General features: G+C 66.4%; 16 protein-coding genes. 9 read left to right on the forward strand and 7 right to left on the reverse strand.

Annotated elements, in window-relative coordinates:
• Positions 1-47: 47 nt before the first annotated feature.
• Positions 48-872, reverse strand: a complete 825-nt coding sequence (locus ACLJQ7_RS01670) for an alpha/beta fold hydrolase (protein WP_410646313.1) — start codon at positions 870-872, stop codon at positions 48-50.
• An 849-nt stretch (positions 873-1,721) separates the two neighbouring features.
• Here ACLJQ7_RS01670 and ACLJQ7_RS01675 point away from each other — a divergent pair.
• Entirely contained in the window at positions 1,722-2,453 is a 732-nt protein-coding gene (locus ACLJQ7_RS01675) for a hypothetical protein (RefSeq protein WP_410646314.1), read from the forward strand.
• Positions 2,454-2,504: 51 nt separating this feature from the next.
• Here the strand turns inward: ACLJQ7_RS01675 and ACLJQ7_RS01680 are convergent, their stop codons facing one another.
• From ACLJQ7_RS01680 to ACLJQ7_RS01690, 3 genes are all read right to left on the reverse strand, one after another.
• Positions 2,505-3,695, reverse strand: a complete 1,191-nt coding sequence (locus ACLJQ7_RS01680; RefSeq protein WP_410646315.1) for an MAB_1171c family putative transporter — start codon at positions 3,693-3,695, stop codon at positions 2,505-2,507.
• Between the two features lie 9 nt (positions 3,696-3,704).
• The gene (locus ACLJQ7_RS01685; RefSeq protein WP_410646316.1) at positions 3,705-4,094 is read right to left on the reverse strand and encodes a hypothetical protein; all 390 of its coding nucleotides are present in this window, start codon (positions 4,092-4,094) and stop codon (positions 3,705-3,707) included.
• Between the two features lie 185 nt (positions 4,095-4,279).
• Complete coding sequence (locus ACLJQ7_RS01690; RefSeq protein WP_410646990.1) at positions 4,280-4,738, reverse strand: helix-turn-helix domain-containing protein; 459 nt, start codon at positions 4,736-4,738, stop codon at positions 4,280-4,282.
• A gap of 246 nt (positions 4,739-4,984) precedes the next feature.
• Between ACLJQ7_RS01690 and ACLJQ7_RS01695 the strand changes: the two genes are divergently transcribed.
• The 6 genes from ACLJQ7_RS01695 (at position 4,985) to ACLJQ7_RS01720 (ending at position 10,834) form a co-directional block, all read left to right on the forward strand.
• A complete protein-coding gene (locus tag ACLJQ7_RS01695; RefSeq protein WP_410646317.1) occupies positions 4,985-5,542 on the forward strand; it encodes a hypothetical protein in 558 nt (185 codons plus the stop codon).
• A 141-nt stretch (positions 5,543-5,683) separates the two neighbouring features.
• Positions 5,684-6,691, forward strand: a complete 1,008-nt coding sequence (locus ACLJQ7_RS01700; RefSeq protein ID WP_410646318.1) for a BMP family ABC transporter substrate-binding protein — start codon at positions 5,684-5,686, stop codon at positions 6,689-6,691.
• Entirely contained in the window at positions 6,688-8,154 is a 1,467-nt protein-coding gene (locus ACLJQ7_RS01705) for an ATP-binding cassette domain-containing protein (RefSeq protein ID WP_410646319.1), read from the forward strand. Before ACLJQ7_RS01700 ends, ACLJQ7_RS01705 begins: the two co-directional genes overlap by 4 nt.
• Positions 8,151-9,218: an ABC transporter permease gene (locus ACLJQ7_RS01710; protein ID WP_410646320.1), complete on the forward strand. Its 1,068-nt coding sequence runs from the start codon at positions 8,151-8,153 to the stop codon at positions 9,216-9,218. The genes ACLJQ7_RS01705 and ACLJQ7_RS01710 overlap by 4 nt, the downstream gene beginning before the upstream one ends.
• A complete protein-coding gene (locus ACLJQ7_RS01715) occupies positions 9,211-10,128 on the forward strand; it encodes an ABC transporter permease (protein ID WP_410646321.1) in 918 nt (305 codons plus the stop codon). The genes ACLJQ7_RS01710 and ACLJQ7_RS01715 overlap by 8 nt, the downstream gene beginning before the upstream one ends.
• A 64-nt stretch (positions 10,129-10,192) precedes the next feature.
• A complete protein-coding gene (locus ACLJQ7_RS01720; RefSeq protein ID WP_410646322.1) occupies positions 10,193-10,834 on the forward strand; it encodes a class I SAM-dependent methyltransferase in 642 nt (213 codons plus the stop codon).
• 12 nt (positions 10,835-10,846) lie between these two features.
• Here ACLJQ7_RS01720 and ACLJQ7_RS01725 read toward each other — a convergent pair whose 3' ends face one another.
• Positions 10,847-13,138: a tetratricopeptide repeat protein gene (locus ACLJQ7_RS01725; protein ID WP_410646323.1), complete on the reverse strand. Its 2,292-nt coding sequence runs from the start codon at positions 13,136-13,138 to the stop codon at positions 10,847-10,849.
• 265 nt (positions 13,139-13,403) lie between these two features.
• Between ACLJQ7_RS01725 and ACLJQ7_RS01730 the strand changes: the two genes are divergently transcribed.
• Positions 13,404-14,660: an MAB_1171c family putative transporter gene (locus ACLJQ7_RS01730; RefSeq protein ID WP_410646324.1), complete on the forward strand. Its 1,257-nt coding sequence runs from the start codon at positions 13,404-13,406 to the stop codon at positions 14,658-14,660.
• 161 nt (positions 14,661-14,821) lie between these two features.
• On the opposite strand, the gene ACLJQ7_RS01735 is transcribed toward ACLJQ7_RS01730, so the two are convergent.
• Positions 14,822-16,015, reverse strand: coding sequence for a cytochrome P450 family protein (locus ACLJQ7_RS01735; protein ID WP_410646325.1), 1,194 nt, complete (start codon positions 16,013-16,015; stop codon positions 14,822-14,824).
• 407 nt (positions 16,016-16,422) lie between these two features.
• Between ACLJQ7_RS01735 and ACLJQ7_RS01740 the strand changes: the two genes are divergently transcribed.
• The gene (locus tag ACLJQ7_RS01740) at positions 16,423-17,553 is read left to right on the forward strand and encodes a hypothetical protein (RefSeq protein ID WP_410646326.1); all 1,131 of its coding nucleotides are present in this window, start codon (positions 16,423-16,425) and stop codon (positions 17,551-17,553) included.
• Between the two features lie 103 nt (positions 17,554-17,656).
• On the opposite strand, the gene ACLJQ7_RS01745 is transcribed toward ACLJQ7_RS01740, so the two are convergent.
• Entirely contained in the window at positions 17,657-18,322 is a 666-nt protein-coding gene (locus ACLJQ7_RS01745) for a hypothetical protein (RefSeq protein WP_410646327.1), read from the reverse strand.
• Positions 18,323-18,796 lie beyond the last annotated feature (474 nt).

Genomic DNA, 18,796 nt, shown 5'->3' on the forward strand with positions numbered 1-18,796 from the left:
GGGTTCTCCTCGATCGGATGGTTTCGCCTGAGGCATCGGGGCAGTGGTCACGCCGCTCCTGTGGCCTCGGGATGCGCGTGATCGGCGAGATGGGAGCGGATCAGGCCGGCGACATAGGACGGATCCCGGCGATGAGCCAGGTGTCCGTGCCGCCGCATGCGCACCACCCGGCCGGCCGGGAGGGTCTGCGCGAGCGCGAGTGTGGAGTCGCGATTGGGGTGCGGAGCTGAGCGCTCGCCGAGCAGCAACATCGTCGGCACGGCGATCGCGGCGTAGGTCTCCGGTGTCCACACGAGACGGTCGGCGGCCTCAACTTCCGAGAGCAGCGCCGGAACCTGGCTCTGCAGCCAGGCGTTTCGAGTCCGGCGTTGGGTGGCTTCGGGAGTGAGGCCGGCGACGTCGCGCAGGTACATGAGAAGCGCGGCGGCGTGATCTCCGCCCGCAACGGCGGCGGCGATCGGGGCGAGCAGGTCACCGACGATCGGCCCGCCCGCGGTCAGCGGCGGCTCGTAGAGCACGGCGGTCGCGATCGGCAGCGCCGGAGTGCGCAGAAGCGCACGGAGGGCGATCAGGGCACCATAGGAGTGCCCGACGACGCAGGCGGCCCCGTCGACGAGCCCGAGTACCGCGGCCAGGTCATCGATCTCCCGATCCAGTGAGTAGGCCTCACCGGCATCGGCCCGCCGTCGTTGCGGCAGCCAGCACCGATATCGGCGGCGGGCGAGCGAGGACGCGACCGGCATCCAGCTCACCGAGCTGTCCATTCCGCCGTGGACGAGGACGACGTCGGGGCCGACCCCGACACGGTGGACCATGATCGGCGTGCCGTCGGCGCTGGTCACACCGTGCCTGTCAATCAGATTCGAGCGCATGTCTTCCCCTTCGTAGTGCTGGCCGTCCACGAGCCGCGGCCGGTCGTTGCCGGGCGCCGGCAGTCAGGTCGATCGAGCCGGCGTGGGCGCGCGGCGTTGTCGCCACCGCGCACCCGCGGGGGAAGGGGGTACTCGATCTCGTTAGTGGGCGGGCGCTACCGCAGTCGAGGACGGCGGCGCCCGCCGGGCACGTGCCGCGGAGGGACATCCGGGCGGCACGATGGTTCATCCTGTGCGCCTGGCCCGGGCGCCGGGAATGGCGCCCGGAACAGCGCGTTGGCCGCCGCCTTGGTGAAGCCGGCGCCCAGGTCTGCCGTGGTCATGGGCTGGTACTGGCGAGCGCTACACCCGCGGGGACCGACGAGCACGTCACGGTCAGGCGCTGTCGACTCGGCCACCAGACGCGTGATCCCCATCTGCACACTCATCGGTCTCTCCCCCTCCATGAGCCCCTGTACCCACAGGCGACTGACCTGCGTCGATGCCCTTCGGAACAGCGACGCCATCCCGCTGCAAGTACGAGATTCGCGTGCCAGTCCGGCTTCGACATGACGAGCATAGGGAAGTAGGTAGGAAAGTCAACTGAAACGCGGATCCACTACCTGGCTGGCCGTCGTCATGTTGACAAAAAATTGACAAACTCGCTCGCCGGTCAAGCCAAAAGGGCAGGTAGAGGCATGATCACGACCGGCTTTTGTTTCATCCGAAGTCGACACAACTTTCTCCGGTGACCGCGATTCAGTTAGGATCTGCAACTGCAGACACCCCGCGATGCTGCGGTGGCCTGCTACTGGGGATGAAGGTCCGATGCCGTGAGGCAACGGATGTGACGGCTGGAGCTGAGACACGGTGGCGGACGAGGATCGAGGCGATCCGCGCGGCAACCTCGCGCAAAAATTGCGGTACCTCCGCTGGACTCAGCGCGGGCTGGGCAACCAGATGCTGTCCTACGAAGACATCGCCGTCGGTGTCACCCGCACGACCGGACGGCAGTGCGGTGAGAAGTACATCGAGAAGTTGTTCACCGGCCAGCCCGCCCGGCATCCCGACCCGGAGCGGCTGGAGGCGATCCTGACGCAGTTCGGGAAAACGCTCGCCGACCTCGAGGACCGCGGGGACCTGCAGGGGACGTTCGGGCAGAGGCTGCAGCACCTGCGGTATCAGTACGGCCAGGAGCGGGGCAACGGCAAGCTGCCGTCGCTCGAGCAGATCGCGGAGCATGTCCGCAAGTACACAGGTCGAAGCTGCACCGACAAGTACATTGCCCAGTTGCTCAACGATCGTGAGCCACACGGCCTGGCGAAAGACAAGATCGAAGCCCTGGCCGCGTTCTTCAAGGTGTCGCCGGCCTTCTTCTTCGATGACGAGAAGTCTCGTGCCGACCAGCAGAAACTGGAAGCTCAGGGCGCATTGCTCAGCGCGTTGCAAGAGCTGCGGGAGGTCGGAGGAGACTTCGCTGCCGCGTTTCGGCAGCCCAACCCGGGGCAGGTGATGTCCCCTCAGGACATGCTGCAGCTGGCCACGGAGATCCGGGCCTACGTCGGCGCGTTACGGGAGCAAGGCAGCGAGTCCAAGGCCTGATGGCACGAACCGGGTGCCAGGGCGGTGCGGGCGGTCTCGGCGGTCGCGTGCTCACTGCCGGCGCGAGCCCGCGTCGTTGGTCATGGCCTGGGTGGCTTTGCCGACCAGGGGAGTGTTGAACGCGCGCGCCACCCTGAGCTGGAACAGGATTTCCTCGGCTCTGCCGTCGGGTTCCGCGATCCGGCTGTCGGGATCCAGTGGTCCGGCGGGGAACCTGTTGGTCTTGGCGGCGATCGCGGCCCGCAGTTGAGCGGCCTCGATCGCCGCTGCCCGCTTTTCCGAGCTTAGCCGCTCGGCGTCGACGATCCGGGTGGCGGTCGCGGTCGCGTCGGGGTTCATCCAGGCTGTGAGGGACCGTTGGGCGTCCCGGTTCTCCACCAGGTACCGGGTGATCCGGAAGGCTGTTCCGTCGCCGGTGTCCCGTTCGGAGAGCTGGCGGGCGACCTGGGGGACGGCTGTCACGAGCGTGGCGTGCAATCCTTCCAGTTCGCGTTCGAATGACCGCCGCCTCAGCTGTACCCATGCCGCCGAGAGGTGAGGGCCAAGGTCTGGCAGGAACCATCCGACGGTGTACAGGATCGACCCCACACCGAGCGCGGCGACCGTGATTGGTTCCCACGCCGCGCCGGAGATACCGAACAGCAGCGGGGCGAGGATGTCGGCGACGCGGCCGAGGATGTAGATCAGCTGCAGCAGCGTCGCGGCGATGATGACACGGAAGGCGCGCCGGACCCACATGGTCGGCGCGGCGCGGATGGCGCGCCGGGCGAGGCGGCGGACGTCGTACTGCCCGACGGCGAACGCCGAGATGTACACGGCGAGATAGGCGGGTGAGGAGATGGCTCGCGAGACGGCGAATGCGGCGCGGTCATCGGTGTAGGTGGCGTTGAACAGCACGACCATGGTGATCACCACGGCGGTGACGAGGGCGAGCCGTGGCGTCACCCGGCGCCAGGCTTCCTTGCGGTCGTAGCCGTAGTGCAGGAGGACGACGGTGTTGCAGGCGATGATCGCGATCACCGAGATCTGCGCCAAGAGGCCGCCGAGCGAGCTGATTCCGAAGGTCTCGGCGATCGGATGCCACAGCCATGGCGTGACCAGCCCCCACCCGAGAACGATGAAGGCGAAGATCCCGCAGAGGCCGATGTTGGCGAGGTTGGGGACCGCGACGGCTTTGCGGATGCGGTAGAGCAGAGCGAGGAAGGCGATTCCCGCGCACAGCGGGTACACGATGGTGGTCACTGGGTCTGGTCAGCTCCGGGGCGCGAACAGCGCGGACAGTCGCGCGGCGAGGTCGAGGATTTCCTGGTCGCCGCTGATCCGGCGCGTCAAGTCCGCTGTCCAGCGGGTCCGGCTCGCGAGCACGGTTCCGAGGTACTCGGCCTGCCATTCCGCGGGTGAGTCCGAATGGTCTCGGCCGAGCACGCCTTGGACCATGCTCGGGCTGAGCGAGGGCCACAGTGTCTTGATCGCGGTGAGGTCGACGACCGGGCCTGCTTGGTGCTCGCAGATGGCATGTCCGAGTTCGTGCCGGACGATGGCCGCCTGATAGTCGGGCGCCGCCCGCTTCTCGAACGCGATGTAGTCGACGCCGGCCGTGGTCGACAACCACATCCCGGTGACCTGATCGGGCAATTCCATCGGCACGAGCCGGGTCTCGCGTCCCCTCGCCTCGCTTACCCGCTCACACAGCTCGGGCAGACGGATTTTCGTGAACCTCGGCAGTCGAAGACGCGCCAGCCGCTCGCGTGCATCCCCGCGCAGATCGCCTCCTGCGGCGCCTGCCCCGGTGTCGTGCTCCATGACTCTCCAGCGATAGAAGTCCGTCACGGCCGGGAGGAGCCGCCGTCGTGGTTGTTGGCTTTTTGCGCCGCCGTCACCCATTTCTGCAGCTGCTGCAAAATGCCGCCCATGTCCCGGGGGGACGGGGGCTCCGAATCCGCCCGAAAGACGACCGAGGACACACCGAGTTCTTCCTTGACCTCGATGTTCTGCCTTAGAGAGTCGAACTCGCTGTTGACCTGGTCAAACACCGCTTCATCGAGCAGATACGCCACGCGTTCGACACCGAGTCCGGCCGCGAGCTTGACCAGGGTGTCCAGACTCGGGTTGGCGGTGCCCGCCTCGATCTCGCCGAGTGCGCGCCTCGACACGCCTGTCGCTTCGGAGAGCGCGGCCTGGGTCCTGAGACGGCCATTCGGGTGATGTGTCCGGGCGTACTTCAACCGGCGGCCGACGTCGGATTTCACCGTCTCCAGCAGTGCATCTGGTGCTGATTCGGACATCGTGATCACTCCCCCCACAGTGATGTGCAGTGTACTGCACAATCGGCAGTTCGTTGCACAATACGACCTGTCCGGGCTATCGTCGCCCAACATAACGGGAAACGCGGGAACTCTTCACGGGGCGTCACATCGCGGACGGGGCCGCAGGCGTTATCCGAAAGTAGGACTCGCTCATCAGCGGCGTTTCTCACTTAGGCACCACGCACGGGGAGAACGCCGTCCTATGGCAATGGGGAGGTTGCTGTAGTGAATGCCGAGACGCGGCGCATCGAGGCGAAATGCCATGCGGCGTTGGGATCGCTGAACCTGCCCGACCGGTTCAGCACCGAGGCTCTGCTGGATGCGACCAGCGCGAAGACCGGCCGGAACGTCATCGTCCGGCCCGCCGAGCTGTCTGGCTTGATGCCGTTCGGCATGGTGCTGGAAACAGCGACCACCTACACGATTCTGTGCCCGCGCAACACCTCGAAGCTGCACCGCACGCACATCACCAACCACGAGCTAGGTCACGTGCTGTTGCACCTGTCGAATGCTGACAGCCCGGAACCACCGCGCAACTATGAGTTTGAACGCACAGTCCGGCAGCTGATCCCAGATCTGCACCCGGACCTGGTCGCGAGACTTCGCGTACGCACGACCTACGAGGACACGCAGGAGCACGAGGCCGAATACTTCGCGACGATGGCGCAGGCCCGCACCGTGCACGTCCAACTGCCCGACCAGCGGGTCGATGAGGAATTCCCCGACGGGCTCGCGGCGCTGTTCGACGTCCCGAGGCGCCGCGGCGGGGTGTCCTGTCCCTGACACCACTGGGCGTCGGCTTCGTCAAGAGTTCTCCGAGCACCGCCGCGGCATCGGCCGCCGGCGGTTTGTTTCGGGTTTCGGTGAAACACGGCCAGAGATGGCACAGTCTGATGGCACTGTCAGGTGGGGAGATCAAAAGGCATGCGATTCAAAGCAGTGGCGGCTGTTGTGGGGGCTCTTCTGGTGGCGGCGTCAGCCGCTGGATGCGGCGCTTCAGACTCGGGCACCGACACGGGGGTCCCCCGTGTCGCAATCGTCCTGGGAGGTCAGGCCAACGATGGTGGCTTCAACCAGGCTGGGGCTTCCGCGGTGGATCAGCTGGCCAAGGAAGGCAAGATCGAGGCCCAGGTCCGGCCAGGAGCTGACGAACGCAGGGCCGAGGGATATTTTCAGCAGTTCGCCGCTGAGGGCTATGACCTGGTGATCGGCTGGTCGGCGACGTTCTCCGCATCGATGTACAAGATCAGCGCGGACCCGAAGTACGCCAAGACAAAGTTCCTCGTCACGGGCGACTCCAGCGACAAACAGAAGACGTCCGCGAATGTGGAGACTTGGACCTACGACAACCTCTCCTACGGCTACTTGCTGGGGTGGATCGCCGGGCACGCACAGCTGTCCCCGATCGGCATCATCGACGGAAAGCCGTTGCCCGCGCAGAAAAAGAAGTGGGAAGGCTTCGCACTCGGGGTAAAGGCCGTTCAGCCGACCGCCGAGGTCCGGGAGCCGGTCTTCATCGGCAGCTGGGAAGACGCACTACTGGCCAATCAGGCTGCGACCGCGCAGATCGGCAGCGGGGCACGCATGATCGCCACCAACAGCGAGGGTTTCTCTCCGGGCATTGCTTCGGCCGCGGCGGCTCGCAACGTGGCCACCGTCGGCATGGCATCGACCGCCAGCGCGGAGACCAAGAAAGTCAACATCGGCCGAGCGAAGCTTGACATGCTCCCGCTGCTGCGCCAGATCGTCGACCGGGTCAAGAACGGCGCGTTCGGTGGCCAGACCTCGACGAGCACGATCGGGAACCGTTCCCTGGTGCTTGACGAACTCACCAAGGTCGAGGCGACTCCGGCGCTTCCGGTCGACCTTCAGGCTCGGGCGCAAGACCTCGCCCAGCAGATCGCCGACGGCAAGATCAAGATCGGGTCGTGAACCCGGTTCTTTCCCTGCGCGGCGTGTCCCGCAGGTTCGGTACCGTCCAGGCTCTGCTGGGGGTGGACCTGGACTTCGGATCTGGGGTGCACGCCGTGCTCGGAGAGAACGGCGCCGGCAAATCCACGGCGATCAAGATCCTGGCAGGTCTCGACCAACCGGACACCGGCACCGTCGAACTGGACGGGAACCCGGTCCGGTTACGGACACGAGACTCGGCCATCGAGCAAGGAATCGGACTGATCCCGCAAAACGGCAGCCTGGTCGGCGAGCTCACGCTGCTCGAAAACCTCGCGCTGACCCAGCCACGTCAGCTGATCCGGCGACGTCACGTCCGCGAAGTCCTGGATGCCGCGGCCATATCCGCCGCACTTCCCATCGACATGACCACCCCGGTGAAACGGCTGGGCCGCGCTCAGCAGCAACTCGGCGAACTGGCTCTCGCCGTCGCACAAGGCGCCCGGATCCTGTTGCTGGACGAACCCACATCCGTGCTCGACGCCGACGAGATCCACGGCTTGCACGTCAAGCTGCGCGAGTTCGCGCACGACGGCATCACCGTCGTGCTGATCACTCATCACCTACACGAGGTACGTGCGGTCGCCGACGCCGCGACCGTGCTCTCGCACGGCACGGTGTCCTGGTCCGGACAGGTAGCCGACGTCGACGACCTGTCCTTGGCCCGGGCGATGGTCGGCGAGCTGCCCTCCAGTACGCCACCGCCCCGGCCGCCGATCGGCGACGATGCCGAACCTGCGCTAGTCCTCGACGGGGTATGGGCCGCGACCGACGATCTCGCGCCAGTCCGGGACATCAACCTGAGCGTGCGGCCCCGGGAAATCGTGGCCGTCACCGGAACCGCGGGCAGCGGCCAGCGTGCACTCGCCGAGGCCGCCGCCGCGGTCGTCCAGCCCGAGCGCGGCACCCGCCGCGTCACCGGAGCCGTTGCCTACATTCCCGAGCGGCGCGCCGATGCGCTCCTGCCCAGCCTGCCGCTGAAGTGGTCGGCAGTGCTACCGCGCCTGCGGGACCGGCGCTTCACCCGCTTCGGGATGGTGCGCCAGAACGCCGTCGACGAGTTCGCCCGGGACCTGCTCGCACGCTTCGACGTCCGGCCACCGGACCCGGATCTGTCCGCTGACGCGCTCTCAGGCGGAAATGCCCAGAAACTTGTGATGGGCAGAGAGCTCGACGTCGCGCCCGCAGTCGCGGTCGTGCACGCGCCAACCCAGGGACTGGATCTGCGCGCCGCGCAACAGAGTCGCGAACTGATCCTCGCCACCGCCGCGGCGGGTGCCGCGGTTCTGCTGCTCTCCGCAGACCATGAAGAAGCGCGCACGCTGGCCGACCGTGTCCTGGTGCTGCGCGATGGCCGCATCGTCGGCGAGCACACCGCGGTCGAGTACGACGATGCCGTGCACCGTCTGGTCGACGTCCGTCCCAATGAGGACGGCACGGCATGACGCGGCTGCGTATGCCGGCGACCGGCCGGTCCCGGCTCTATGGCATCGGGGCAGCGTGCGTGCTCGGTGGCTTCGCCGTGGTGGCCGGGATCCTCGCCGTCACGGGCGGCGATCTCGCGGTCGCCGTGTCCGGCTGGGCCTACGGCGCGGTCGGCACCCCCTACGCGATCAGCCAGACACTCGCCTACGCCGCACCGCTGGTCCTCATCGCGCTCGGGGCGACCCCGGCGCTGCGGGCGGGGGTCATCGTCGTCGGCGCCGAAGGGCAGGTGATCGTCGGGGCGATCACGGCGACGGCCGTTGCGCTGTCCCCCTTGGGACACCTGCCGATGGCGCTGGCGTTGCCCTTCGGCGCGCTGGCAGGCGCGTTCGGCGGCGCGGCGTGGGCGATGATCCCCGCGATCCCTCTGCTGCGCTGGCGGGTCAGCGAGATCCTTACCGCGCTGATGGCCAACTACATCGCGCTCCATCTGCTGACCTACCTGCTGCGGACGCGCATGCGGGACCCCGAAGGCCACTCGACTCCGCGCAGCGCGGAACTGCCCGGGCCGTCGCAGATCCCGCTCCTGCCGACGGCGGGCAGGCTCACCGCAGGAGTCATCGTGGTGGCGCTGCTGCTTATCGCCGGTGTCTGGTGGCATCGCACTCGGACCGCGAGAGCCCTGGACGTGTTCGCCGAGAACCGCTGGCTCGCAGGGCGGCTCGACGTGACACCGGCGCGAGCGATCCTGGGCACCGGCGCGGTCTCCGGAGCGGCCGCCGGGCTCGCGGGCTGGATGCAGGTGGCCGGGGTCGACGGGAACCTCACCCCCGGGGTAGCCGGCGGCGTGGGTTTCACCGGTCTGGTCGTCGCGGTGATCGGCGCCAGCCGACCGGTTCCGATCGTCGCCGCCGGATTGATCATGGCGTCACTGACCACCGGCGCAAGCGGGATCCAACTGCTCTCCCCATCGACGCCCTCGTCGATCGGTCAAGTGACGCAAGGGGTCCTGCTGCTCGCGGTGGCCCTGGCACTGGCGCTGACCCAGCGGCACCGCGCACGGCGGAGGGCCGCCGATGGCTGAGTTTCTGACGTTGCTGCTCGGCGCCGCATTCATCGCGGCCGCTCCACTGATCCTGGCCGGGCTCGGCGAAATGGTCCTCGAACGCAGCGGGGCCGGATTCAACTTGGGCCTCGACGGGATCATGCTGGTCGGCGCTCTCGCGGGGGTGCTCGGCTCGGCGGCGGCCGGACCGTGGATCGGGCTGCTGACCGGTCTCGCGGCCGGTGTCGCGGGCGGCCTGGTGTACGCGCTTAGCGTGGCGCTCGGTCTGGACATTGTCCTGACCGGCATCGCGATGTCGATCGTCGGCGCCGGTGTCTCCACGTATGCCTTCGAGATCATCGCTCCGGCCGGCAGGACGAACATCTCCGCTCCGCTGCTGCCGACGATGCCGGTACCTGGCCTGGCGAACCTGCCAGTGGTCGGGCCGCCGATGCGGGAATTGAGCGTCGGCTTGTGGCTGGCGATCGGCGTGGCGATCATGGCGGCATGGGCACTCAGGTCCACGAGAGCTGGTCTGCGGATGCGGGCTGCGGCGGATCGCGACATCGCCGTGCAGCGCGGGATCGCGGTCGGCCGCTTCCGGCTCGTGGCCGCACTGATCGCTGGCGGACTTGCCGGGGTCGCGGGCACTGTGTTGGCGGTCAGCACGATCGGCACGTTCACCCCGCTGATGACCGGCGGGCGAGGGTTTCTTGTTCTGGCGGTGGTGATCATCGGCCGCCAGACTCCCGGCGGCGTGGTCGCGGGCGCCGCGCTGTTCGCGGTCATGGACGGGCTGGCGCTGCTCGCACAAACCCGCGACCTCGGTCTTGCCACCGAGGTCTATCACATGCTGCCGTACCTCACTGCGCTGGTCGTGCTCTGTGCGCACGCTCGCTGGCAGCTTCGCGGCAGCGCCAGGAGGATCAGCCCCGGCTCTGCCCTGTGACCTGGCACCGGCATTTCCTCGCCGGACACCCACAAGTCCCCTCCCCACCCGAAAGGTGCCCCACATGGCAGACCCGATTCCTGAGACCGCCGCCCAGCTCTACAACGCCCTGGGACAGGCCTACGAGGACGCGTTCGGTCACCAGCCCGCCCTCGGCGCCACGCTCGCGCACCTGCTATCCCTACTGCCCTCACGGTCGAAGATTCTCGACGTCGGATCAGGAACCGGCGCACTGGTGGCGCTGACCTGCGCGGAGGCTGGCCATGACGTGACCGGGTATGACGTGTCCGAGACCATGATCGAACTGTCCCGGTCGCGTGTGCCCGCAGCGACGTTCGAACTCGCGGACATGCGCGACCTCGAGTTCGGCGAAGGCACGTGGGATGCGATTCTGGTGTTCTTCTCGATGCTGCAGCTACCACGTACGGACCAAGACGCGATGATCTCCCGGTTCGCCCAGTGGCTCACTCCGGGCGGCTACTTCGTTCTGGCGACCGTCCCCAGAGACAACCCTGGCAGGGTCGGCGAATGGATGGGCCATTGGGTGCAGACCTTCAGCTATCCCATCCCGGTTCTGCGGAAACGGATTGACGACACAGGCTTGCAGGTCGTGCGTGAGGTGGAGGTGGAATTCATCCCGGCCAGTGACAAGGCGCATCCCGAGCCGCAAGTCTACTTCACCGCGCGGAAGCCCTTCGCGCCGTGAACACAGCCCGGCTTAGCTTTCAGGCACGAGTTTGTACCAGTCGGCTTCGAGCGCGCCGGCCTTGCGCAGGTCGAGGTCTCGGAGCCTGTACAGCGCGCTGCGGAAGATACCGGTCGCGTCGCTGATGTCGCCGCGCTGGGCGAGCGTGAGCGCTTTCTCGCCGAGCGCTTCCGCGTATCCCTGCGGATCGCTGGTCGCGGTGTAGCTCTTCAGCGCCTGTTCGCAGTATCCCAGGGCGGCATCGAGGTTGTCGGCTAGCCGGTGGGTGCGGGCCAGCGGCACGGCCGCGAAAGCCACGCCGTGCTGATCGTCGGCCTCCATGAGCATGTCGACAGCGCGGGTGCCGTGCTGGATCGCGCGGTCGAATTGTGAGAGTTCGCGGTAGGCGGCACCCAGATGCGTCCGCGAGAGAGTTTCCCCGATGAACGCGCCGGCGGCTTGCGCCGCCCGGACGGCCTGTTCGCACAACTGTGCTGACTCGGCGTACCGTCCCTGCTCGAACAGGATGTTTCCCATTTCGACATAGGCGAACGCGACGAATCTGTTCGGTGCCAGGTTCTCACAGACCTCGATGGCGCGTTCGTTGAGCTTCCAGGCGCGGTCGAGGTCCTGCGGACTGCCGCGGCGAAGGTAACCCTCCGCCAGTTCCTCCGCCGCCTGCGCGATCTGCAACGGGTCGCCTGCTCGCTCGGCAGCTGCGTAGGCGCATTCGTGCCCGTCAATCCACGCGCCGAGAGGGCGATGGTGAATGTAGAAGTCGAAACACTCTACCGGGATCCGCCACGCCGCGAACAACAGATCGTTGTGTAACGCCAGGTCCGCGATGCCAGCGATCGCTGGCAGCTCCTGCCGGAACCAGTCGTAGGCCTCGCTGAAGGAGGTGAACGTGGGCGGTTCGACGTTTTCCGGTGGTGCTGGCAGAACGATGTGATGGTCAGGTCGTTCCGGTGTGATCAGCCATGAGGCGGCATTAGAGGTGTAGAGGTACCAGTGGACAACGCGGTCGATCGCGATCCGCCGTTCCTCGGCCCATTCTTCACGACCTGCCTCTTCAGCGGCATACACGCGCAGCAGATCGTGCAGCCGGAACGTGTGCAACGCGACCTGCTCGACGAGAGAGAACTCGACCAGCTGTTCCAACAGCCGGTTCGCCTCAGTCTCAGGGAGCCCCGTCAGTGCACCGACCGATGCCGCGCTGAATTCCTGGCCCGGATGCAGTCCGCAGAGCCGGAACACGCGGGAGAGAGCGGGACTCAGCTGTCCGTAGGAGAAGCTGAAGGCAGCACGGACACCCGAATCCTCGTCGTCTTCGATCTGCAGTTCCAAGGCCCGGTCGGCGAGACGATCGGCGTGCTGCTGAATCGTCAGGCGCTCGTTTGCCGCAACCTGCTCAGCGGCGATCGTCAACGCGAGCGGCAAAGTGCCGCACAGGTTGGCCAACCTGGCGACAGCGTCGGGTTCGGCATCCACCCGCTCATCGCCGAGGTAACTGCGGATCAACGCGACAGCGTCGGGCTTGGCCATAAAAGCCAGGGGGATCGCCGGGGCGTCGGCGGAAATCACGAGTCCGGCCAGCCGAACTCGGCTACTGACCAGGACGGATACGTTCCTCGTTCCCGGCAGAACCGCACTGACCTGCCGGGAACTGCGGGCATTGTCCAGCACGATAAGCACCCGCTGTCCTGCCCTGTCCAAAACCTGCAACTGCCCTTGCAGCAACGCCAGCCGCACGTCGTCGGCGGTGGGGAGCCGTGTCCTGACCCCCAGCCCCCGCAGCAACGCCTCGAGGATGTCCCCGGTCTCCGCGGGTGCACGCGGACCGAAACCGTGCAAATCCGCGTACAGGACAGCGTCGAACTGTTCTTGGTGGCTGTTGGCCCAGCGACGCAGCAACGCGGTCTTACCGACGCCCGGCGGCCCCACCACGAACGCCACGGTCGATCGGTCCGGCGCGGCGTCGTCGATCAAGGCTTTCGTGAGCTCGGCCAGAGCCGCCTCGCGGCCGACGAAGTGCGGGGTCGCCGGCGGCAGTCCGGCGTAGGGCTCGGCCCGGGCCGCGGCCGCCAGCTGAATCAGCGCACCGCCGGCGTCCAAAACCTGATCGAGGAGCCTCGCGCCCTCCATCGTCGGCTTTTGCTTCCCGGTCTCCATCCGGCCGAGCATGCTGTAGCTGTACCCGACCCCTTTCGCGTCCAAATCGCGCAAGGTCAGCCGGCGGAGCTTCCGGAACGTTCGAAGCGCCTTGCCGAACTGCTCGGCGGCTGTAGGAGGTCCGGAGGCCGCACGGTCGGAGTTCCTCGGCATTCCGCACCTCTCCCGCCAGTCTCGACTTTCATGATCGTGCCACACATCGTTGCCGGTCAGAGTCGAAATAAACAATGTTTACGTCCAGAAGCATGGGCGAAGACGGATGCGAATCCATGCGCGGGAGAGACAGTGACGACAGCCACGCTTGTTACATCGAAGTTGAAACAACAAGTACTAGCCCTGCCACGCAGCGTGACGGCAGACTTTCCTTCTCGGGGATGGGAGAGCACCATGACTGCTGATCACGCTCGCGAGGCCGCTGGTGAATAACTACCTGAGCTACGCCGGAGCACTGCTGACGATGGCCGCGGCCGCGACCAAGTACCTGGCCGCACGGAGATCGGGACGGCCCCGGACACGTGCCCGCCAATTCCTGATCCTCGGCCTCCTCCTGCTCAGTGCCGCGCTGGCGCTCGGCGCGCCCGCCTCGCTCCAGCTGGCACAAGGTTACGAAGCCGTCCCGAACCTGGCACGCCTGATTGGAGACGTCCTGGCCATGGGCGCCGCCTACTGCATGCTCGTGCTCTCGACGATGGCCCCAGGTCGTGATCCGCATCCTCAGCGCCGGATCACCGGCCACGCCGCAGTGTTCCTAGTGGGCGCGGTGACCATGTCGTTCCTGCTCGACCTCGCGAACACCGCGCCCACTACCGCGTTCGTCGCCACCTACGGCGGCGATCCCCTCATCGATCTCTACCTGGCCATTTACGCCGGATACCTGTCCTGGGGAATGGTGACGTTCCACAGGTTGGGGCGACGCTACTTTCATGCACCCTCCACCACGATCATCGCGCGAGCTGGATTCCGGGTCACCCAGCTCGGCCTGTGCTTCGGATACCTATGGCTGCTGACTAGAGCGATCGACGTCCTCGCCCAGCACACCGGCTGGCCGATCGGGACACCGTCGATCGGAGCCACCGTGCTGCCAGTGCTGTGTGCCTGGCTCGTCGCATCAGGAGTGACCTTCCCAGAGTGGATGCCGCCGCTGCTGCGGTCACGCACGGCGTGGCACCTCCTGCGACCGGTGGCCCACCTTCGGGTCCTCGTGGCCCTGGCGCTGATCACCTTGCTGTGGCGGCCGCTGGTCCGCGCCTTCCCCGAGGTCGTGGTCGATGTCAGTAGCTGTGGCGGCGCCGCGATGCTATATCGGCGGGTGATCGAGATCCGGGATGTTCAGCTGCGGCTGGCGCCCTATGTCCATCCCGACGCCCAGCTCGTGGCCGCGAAGCGATCGCAGCGGGAACCCACCGACGAGCACAGCCTCGCAGTGTTCGAGGCCGCGGCGCTGGCAACCGGACTCGATGCCTTCCGCGCCCGGCGGGAACACCCGTCCACGGACGGCCCCGTGGTGGACTACGTCGACCACGACCGGATCGTGGCCACGCCGTTCGATGAAGCCCGCCACCTCGCGGCAGTAGCGGTGGCGTTCCGGTTTAGCCGCACCGTCCGCTTCGTGCGCCGCTCGTTGTGTCCGATCGCCGTGCACGCCGCTGCCGCGGTCGCCTCCTGTCGGTCATGACCATCGCTCCGGCCGGTCGCGACTCGCGTGTCCAGCTGCAGACGACATCCAGCGCGTGGGCACATCAAGGCAGCGCAAGGCGGCGCCTTGTTCACGACCTGTCGTCGCTGCCACACGACCGGCGACGTCGTCCTCCGGGTACGCGGTTGCGCAGGGCTGACCTAGCTGACGTGAACGGGAAGGTCGAGCAGGCCCCGGTTACGGAACGACAGCCGCCATCGCAAGCGGTCGTGGGGGAGCGCCAAGGTCAGTTCGGAGTACCGGTCGAGCAGTGCGGTCAGGCCGACCTCGATCTCGATCCGTGCCAGTGGCGCGCCGATGCAGTAGTGCGGTCCATGCCCGAATCCGAGGTGCGGGTTGCCCTCGCGGCGCGGATCGAGGACGTTCGGGTCGGCGAAGCGATCCGGGTCGCGGTCGGCGGACGCCAAGGACAGCATCACCGCGTCGCCGGCAGGAATCGTGACCCCGCCGATGGTGACGTCGACGGTGGGGAAGCGGCGAATGGCGAGCTGTGCCGGAGAGCAGAACCGCACCAATTCCTCCACAATGGATGGCAGCAGCGCACGCTCCTCGCGCAGCCGAGCAAGAAGCTGCGGCCGGGACAGCAACGCGGCGAGGCTGTTGCCGATCTGGTGCACCACGTTCTCGTAGCCTGCCCCGAGGATGAGAAACAGCGCACTGATCAGCTCTGCCTCGGACATCCGGCCTTCGACGTCGCGTTCGTCGATCAACGCGCTGATCAGGTCCTCACCCGGGTCCGCGCGTTTCGCCGCCGCGAGCCCCAACAGGTACCGCCTCAGCGATTCCACCGCCAGGCCGACGTCGGCGGCGCTGGTGGGAGAGAGCATCCGATCGGTCCAGGAGCGGAAGTCGGGGCGGTCCGCGGGAGGAATCCCGAGCAGTTCACAGATCACGGTGATCGGCAGCGGCGCGGCGAACGCCTCGATCAAGTCCACCTCGCCGGTGTCCGGGAGGGCGGAGAGCAGGCCGTCGGCGATCTCCTGAATCCGGGGACGCAGGCCTTCGACACGGGCACGGGTGAATCCGCGTCCGAGGATCGGCCGCAGGCGGGAGTGATCGGGCGCGTCCATGTTGAGCAGGTTCGCGTCCAGTTCCGGCGGCAGGTCGAAACCTCGATAGCCGGTGCCCGCGTTTCGCTTGTCCAGCGACAGGCGCGGGTCCGCGAGCGCGGCGCGGACGTCGTCGTACCGCGTCACGAGCCATACCCGGGCACCGTCCGGCGGCAACACCGCACGGTGCACAGACTGCTCGGTTCGCAGCGCGGCGTAAGCCGCGTCCGGGTCCTTCAGGAACGTGGTGTCGAACTGAACAATGTCGTGGCCGGGCACGGCCATGTCGATCCTCCCCTGTCGGTGCACTACCAATCCGATCGTAGAGCGCCGCGACAGGCTGGAGGCCACCGCGCCAGCAGCAGGCGCGCGCTGTGCGGGCTGGATCGCGGGCCTGACCGGCCATGCAGGGAATGTGATGCCTCGACATAGGCATCACAAGGCTGAATCAAGGTCGATCTACAAGATCGTTCCGCAGGGAGGATGAAGGAATGAATGGGCGCTATCCACCGCCGGAGGGACCCTGCGGGCCGCCGAATCAGCAGCACCATGGTTTCACACCCCGCCCCAGATCCACGCAGTCGTCGTTCTCTCTTGCCGGAGCGATGCCCCCGCCTCCGACTCCGCATTTTCCTGGGGCGCAAACGCCGATGCCGCCGAGGAAACCACGGCGTGGCCTGAAAGTCACGCTGGTGCTCGTTCTGGTCGCCGTTCTCGGATTCGTCGGTACAGCTATCGTGCGCTCCTGGATGTCACCGTCGGCAAGTGATCTGACGCCGGCGGAGGCAGATCTTGGCTCGGGTTCGGTGACCGATCCCATCAGGTACGCCGTCAACGTGCCCGCTCGTGAATCCCGTCAGTACCCGATGGACCTGCCCGGCGTGCAGCCCGGTACGGCACTGACCAATCAGCAGCTCGGCGGAGTGGATCCCCGGACACTGCTGTGGGTCACGCTCAAAAGGCAGGCCCAGCGCCCGGTCACCGACTCGATCAGCCGCTGGTACGGCTCGATCGACGAGTACGAAAAGTCTTATCCTGCGGCGCCTTTCGCGATCCGCTCCGCAATCGACTGGCGTACTAGGGAGTTCACCCGGGACGACGTACGGATCGACACCAGCGACAAGATCGACACCTACCTCATCTACCGCTGTGTCGGCTTGCCCTCCGGATCAGCGCGCGAGGGCACCTATCAAGAGAATCGATCCGGCGACCGTGAAGCCACATGGAAGGTCGTGGAGAACCCTCCGACAAGTAACTGTCCGCTTCGGATGAAGCCGGGCAAGCTCGTGGCCAACAACCACGTCACCGATGGCCTGGCGCCCTACGGGCTTTCCCCTGAGGCGACTGACAAGTTCATCTCATACCTCGACCAGGTACCGGATCTTATCCAGGTCGCCCGCCCCGAACCCGTCACAGGCAAAGACGGCAGGAGATACATCCAGCTCGACGCAGCCTTGGTGCCCCAGTCAGATGGCATGGACGACCGGAAGGGAGCGGCGTTCCTCAATGCTGCGTTCGCCCAAACGGGAAAGAGCCCTTTCGACCAGCCGTATAGCATCAACATCGGCGTCTACCAGGGATTCAAGAAGCGATACCTCCTTGACCCCGTCACGTTGCTCCCGGCCTACTCGGTGACCCTGTCCACGCCCCGCCTGGACCTCAACGGCGCACCGGTCACTACCGGCCCGCAGCCGGAGATCTCCTACAGTCTCGACCAGCACACCTGGCCCGAGACGATCGAACCGGACGCCAAGCGCACCGAGGGGGGTCCGCCTGTCATTCCCCACCACGCTTGGCCATTCGACAAGATCCGGTTGCATTGAAGGACTCACGCCGTTCCTAATCGACTTCGACGCTCGCCTCGCACACACGGTGCGGCCCGGCGAACGCGGTCGACGCGTTCTCTTCCCTCGTTGGCTGACGTGCTCACGCGCGTTCGACGTGAGTTTCAACAAAGCCTGCGAGTCGCGACCAGGTGCTGCCGTATGCGTTTCCACTTCCGAGCACGAGCCGGAGAAATCCGTTGGGCGGGTCATCTGGAACCCGGGTGAGCTGGACAACCTCGTAGGCGTTCACACTGCTCTGCTGAAGCCGCCTTAGCTGACGCTCCTGCGATCGCCATCCTGCTTGTTGGTCGAGCGTGAGCTGAGGAAACCGCGTTATCCAAGGGGCCAGGTGCGGGGCGAGCACTTCGTGCACGGCGGGCAGAACATCGTCACGTACGAGGTTGTCAAGGTCCTTGCCGTTTGGCGGTGGTACAACCAGCAGAATGGCTTTCACAGGCACGAGAAGAGGGTTAAACACCGGCCACTGACGGGTCCACTGGTTCAACTGCTCACGCAAGCCATCGCGGAACCCTTGCCGATCGCCCTTGGCAGTTGGCAATGAAGGCAAGGGAATATGCAACACGTTGGACAGCAACACGTGCCGGTCTGACTCGGCAATGCTCTCGAAGAGGTCGCTCGAGTTGCCTGGCCTGCGGTTGGGGTTGATCAATGTGGTGCTGCGGCTCAACACAGAAGCGACCAACGCGTCATTCGTTCCGAGGAGAGCTTCCTGGACCCGGGATCGGTCATGCAGCTGCAACCACATGTTCAAGTCTGACCATCTCTGCCGCTCTGCCGCTCTGCCGGTCCGGAGGCAATCCGGAGGTCGAACGTAGGAGTGAGGTCAACGTCCGGCACGTCGGGTACGTGAAAGGGTGACTCCTCGTCGTGATCGTCAACGAGATCGCGCAGGGCGTTGGCGAGCTCCAGGTCGGCAACAACATCTCGCAGTGGTCTCGCCAGAACGGCGGTGTTCGGTTGTATGCCGTCTGGTGGTGCCTGCCCGAGGGCTGCCAGGTGCGCACATGCAGCAGACGAACCTGCCGGTCATCGCGGTAGAGCATGTGACGGCGCCCGCCTGCCGGTGCCTGCGGCGGTGCAGCGCCCAGTAGGTCCAGATACCGCTTCGCCAGGTGATAAAGGTGAGGTGGCTGGTCCGCCGATGTGTGGAAGTCGAGATCCAGCGCGACCGGTCCAGTCAGAGCCCCCTGCCGGACCTTTGTGAGCTGAGCGACGCCCT

The organism is Amycolatopsis sp. cmx-4-54 (assembly GCF_046548895.1).
GTDB lineage: Bacteria > Actinomycetota > Actinomycetes > Mycobacteriales > Pseudonocardiaceae > Amycolatopsis.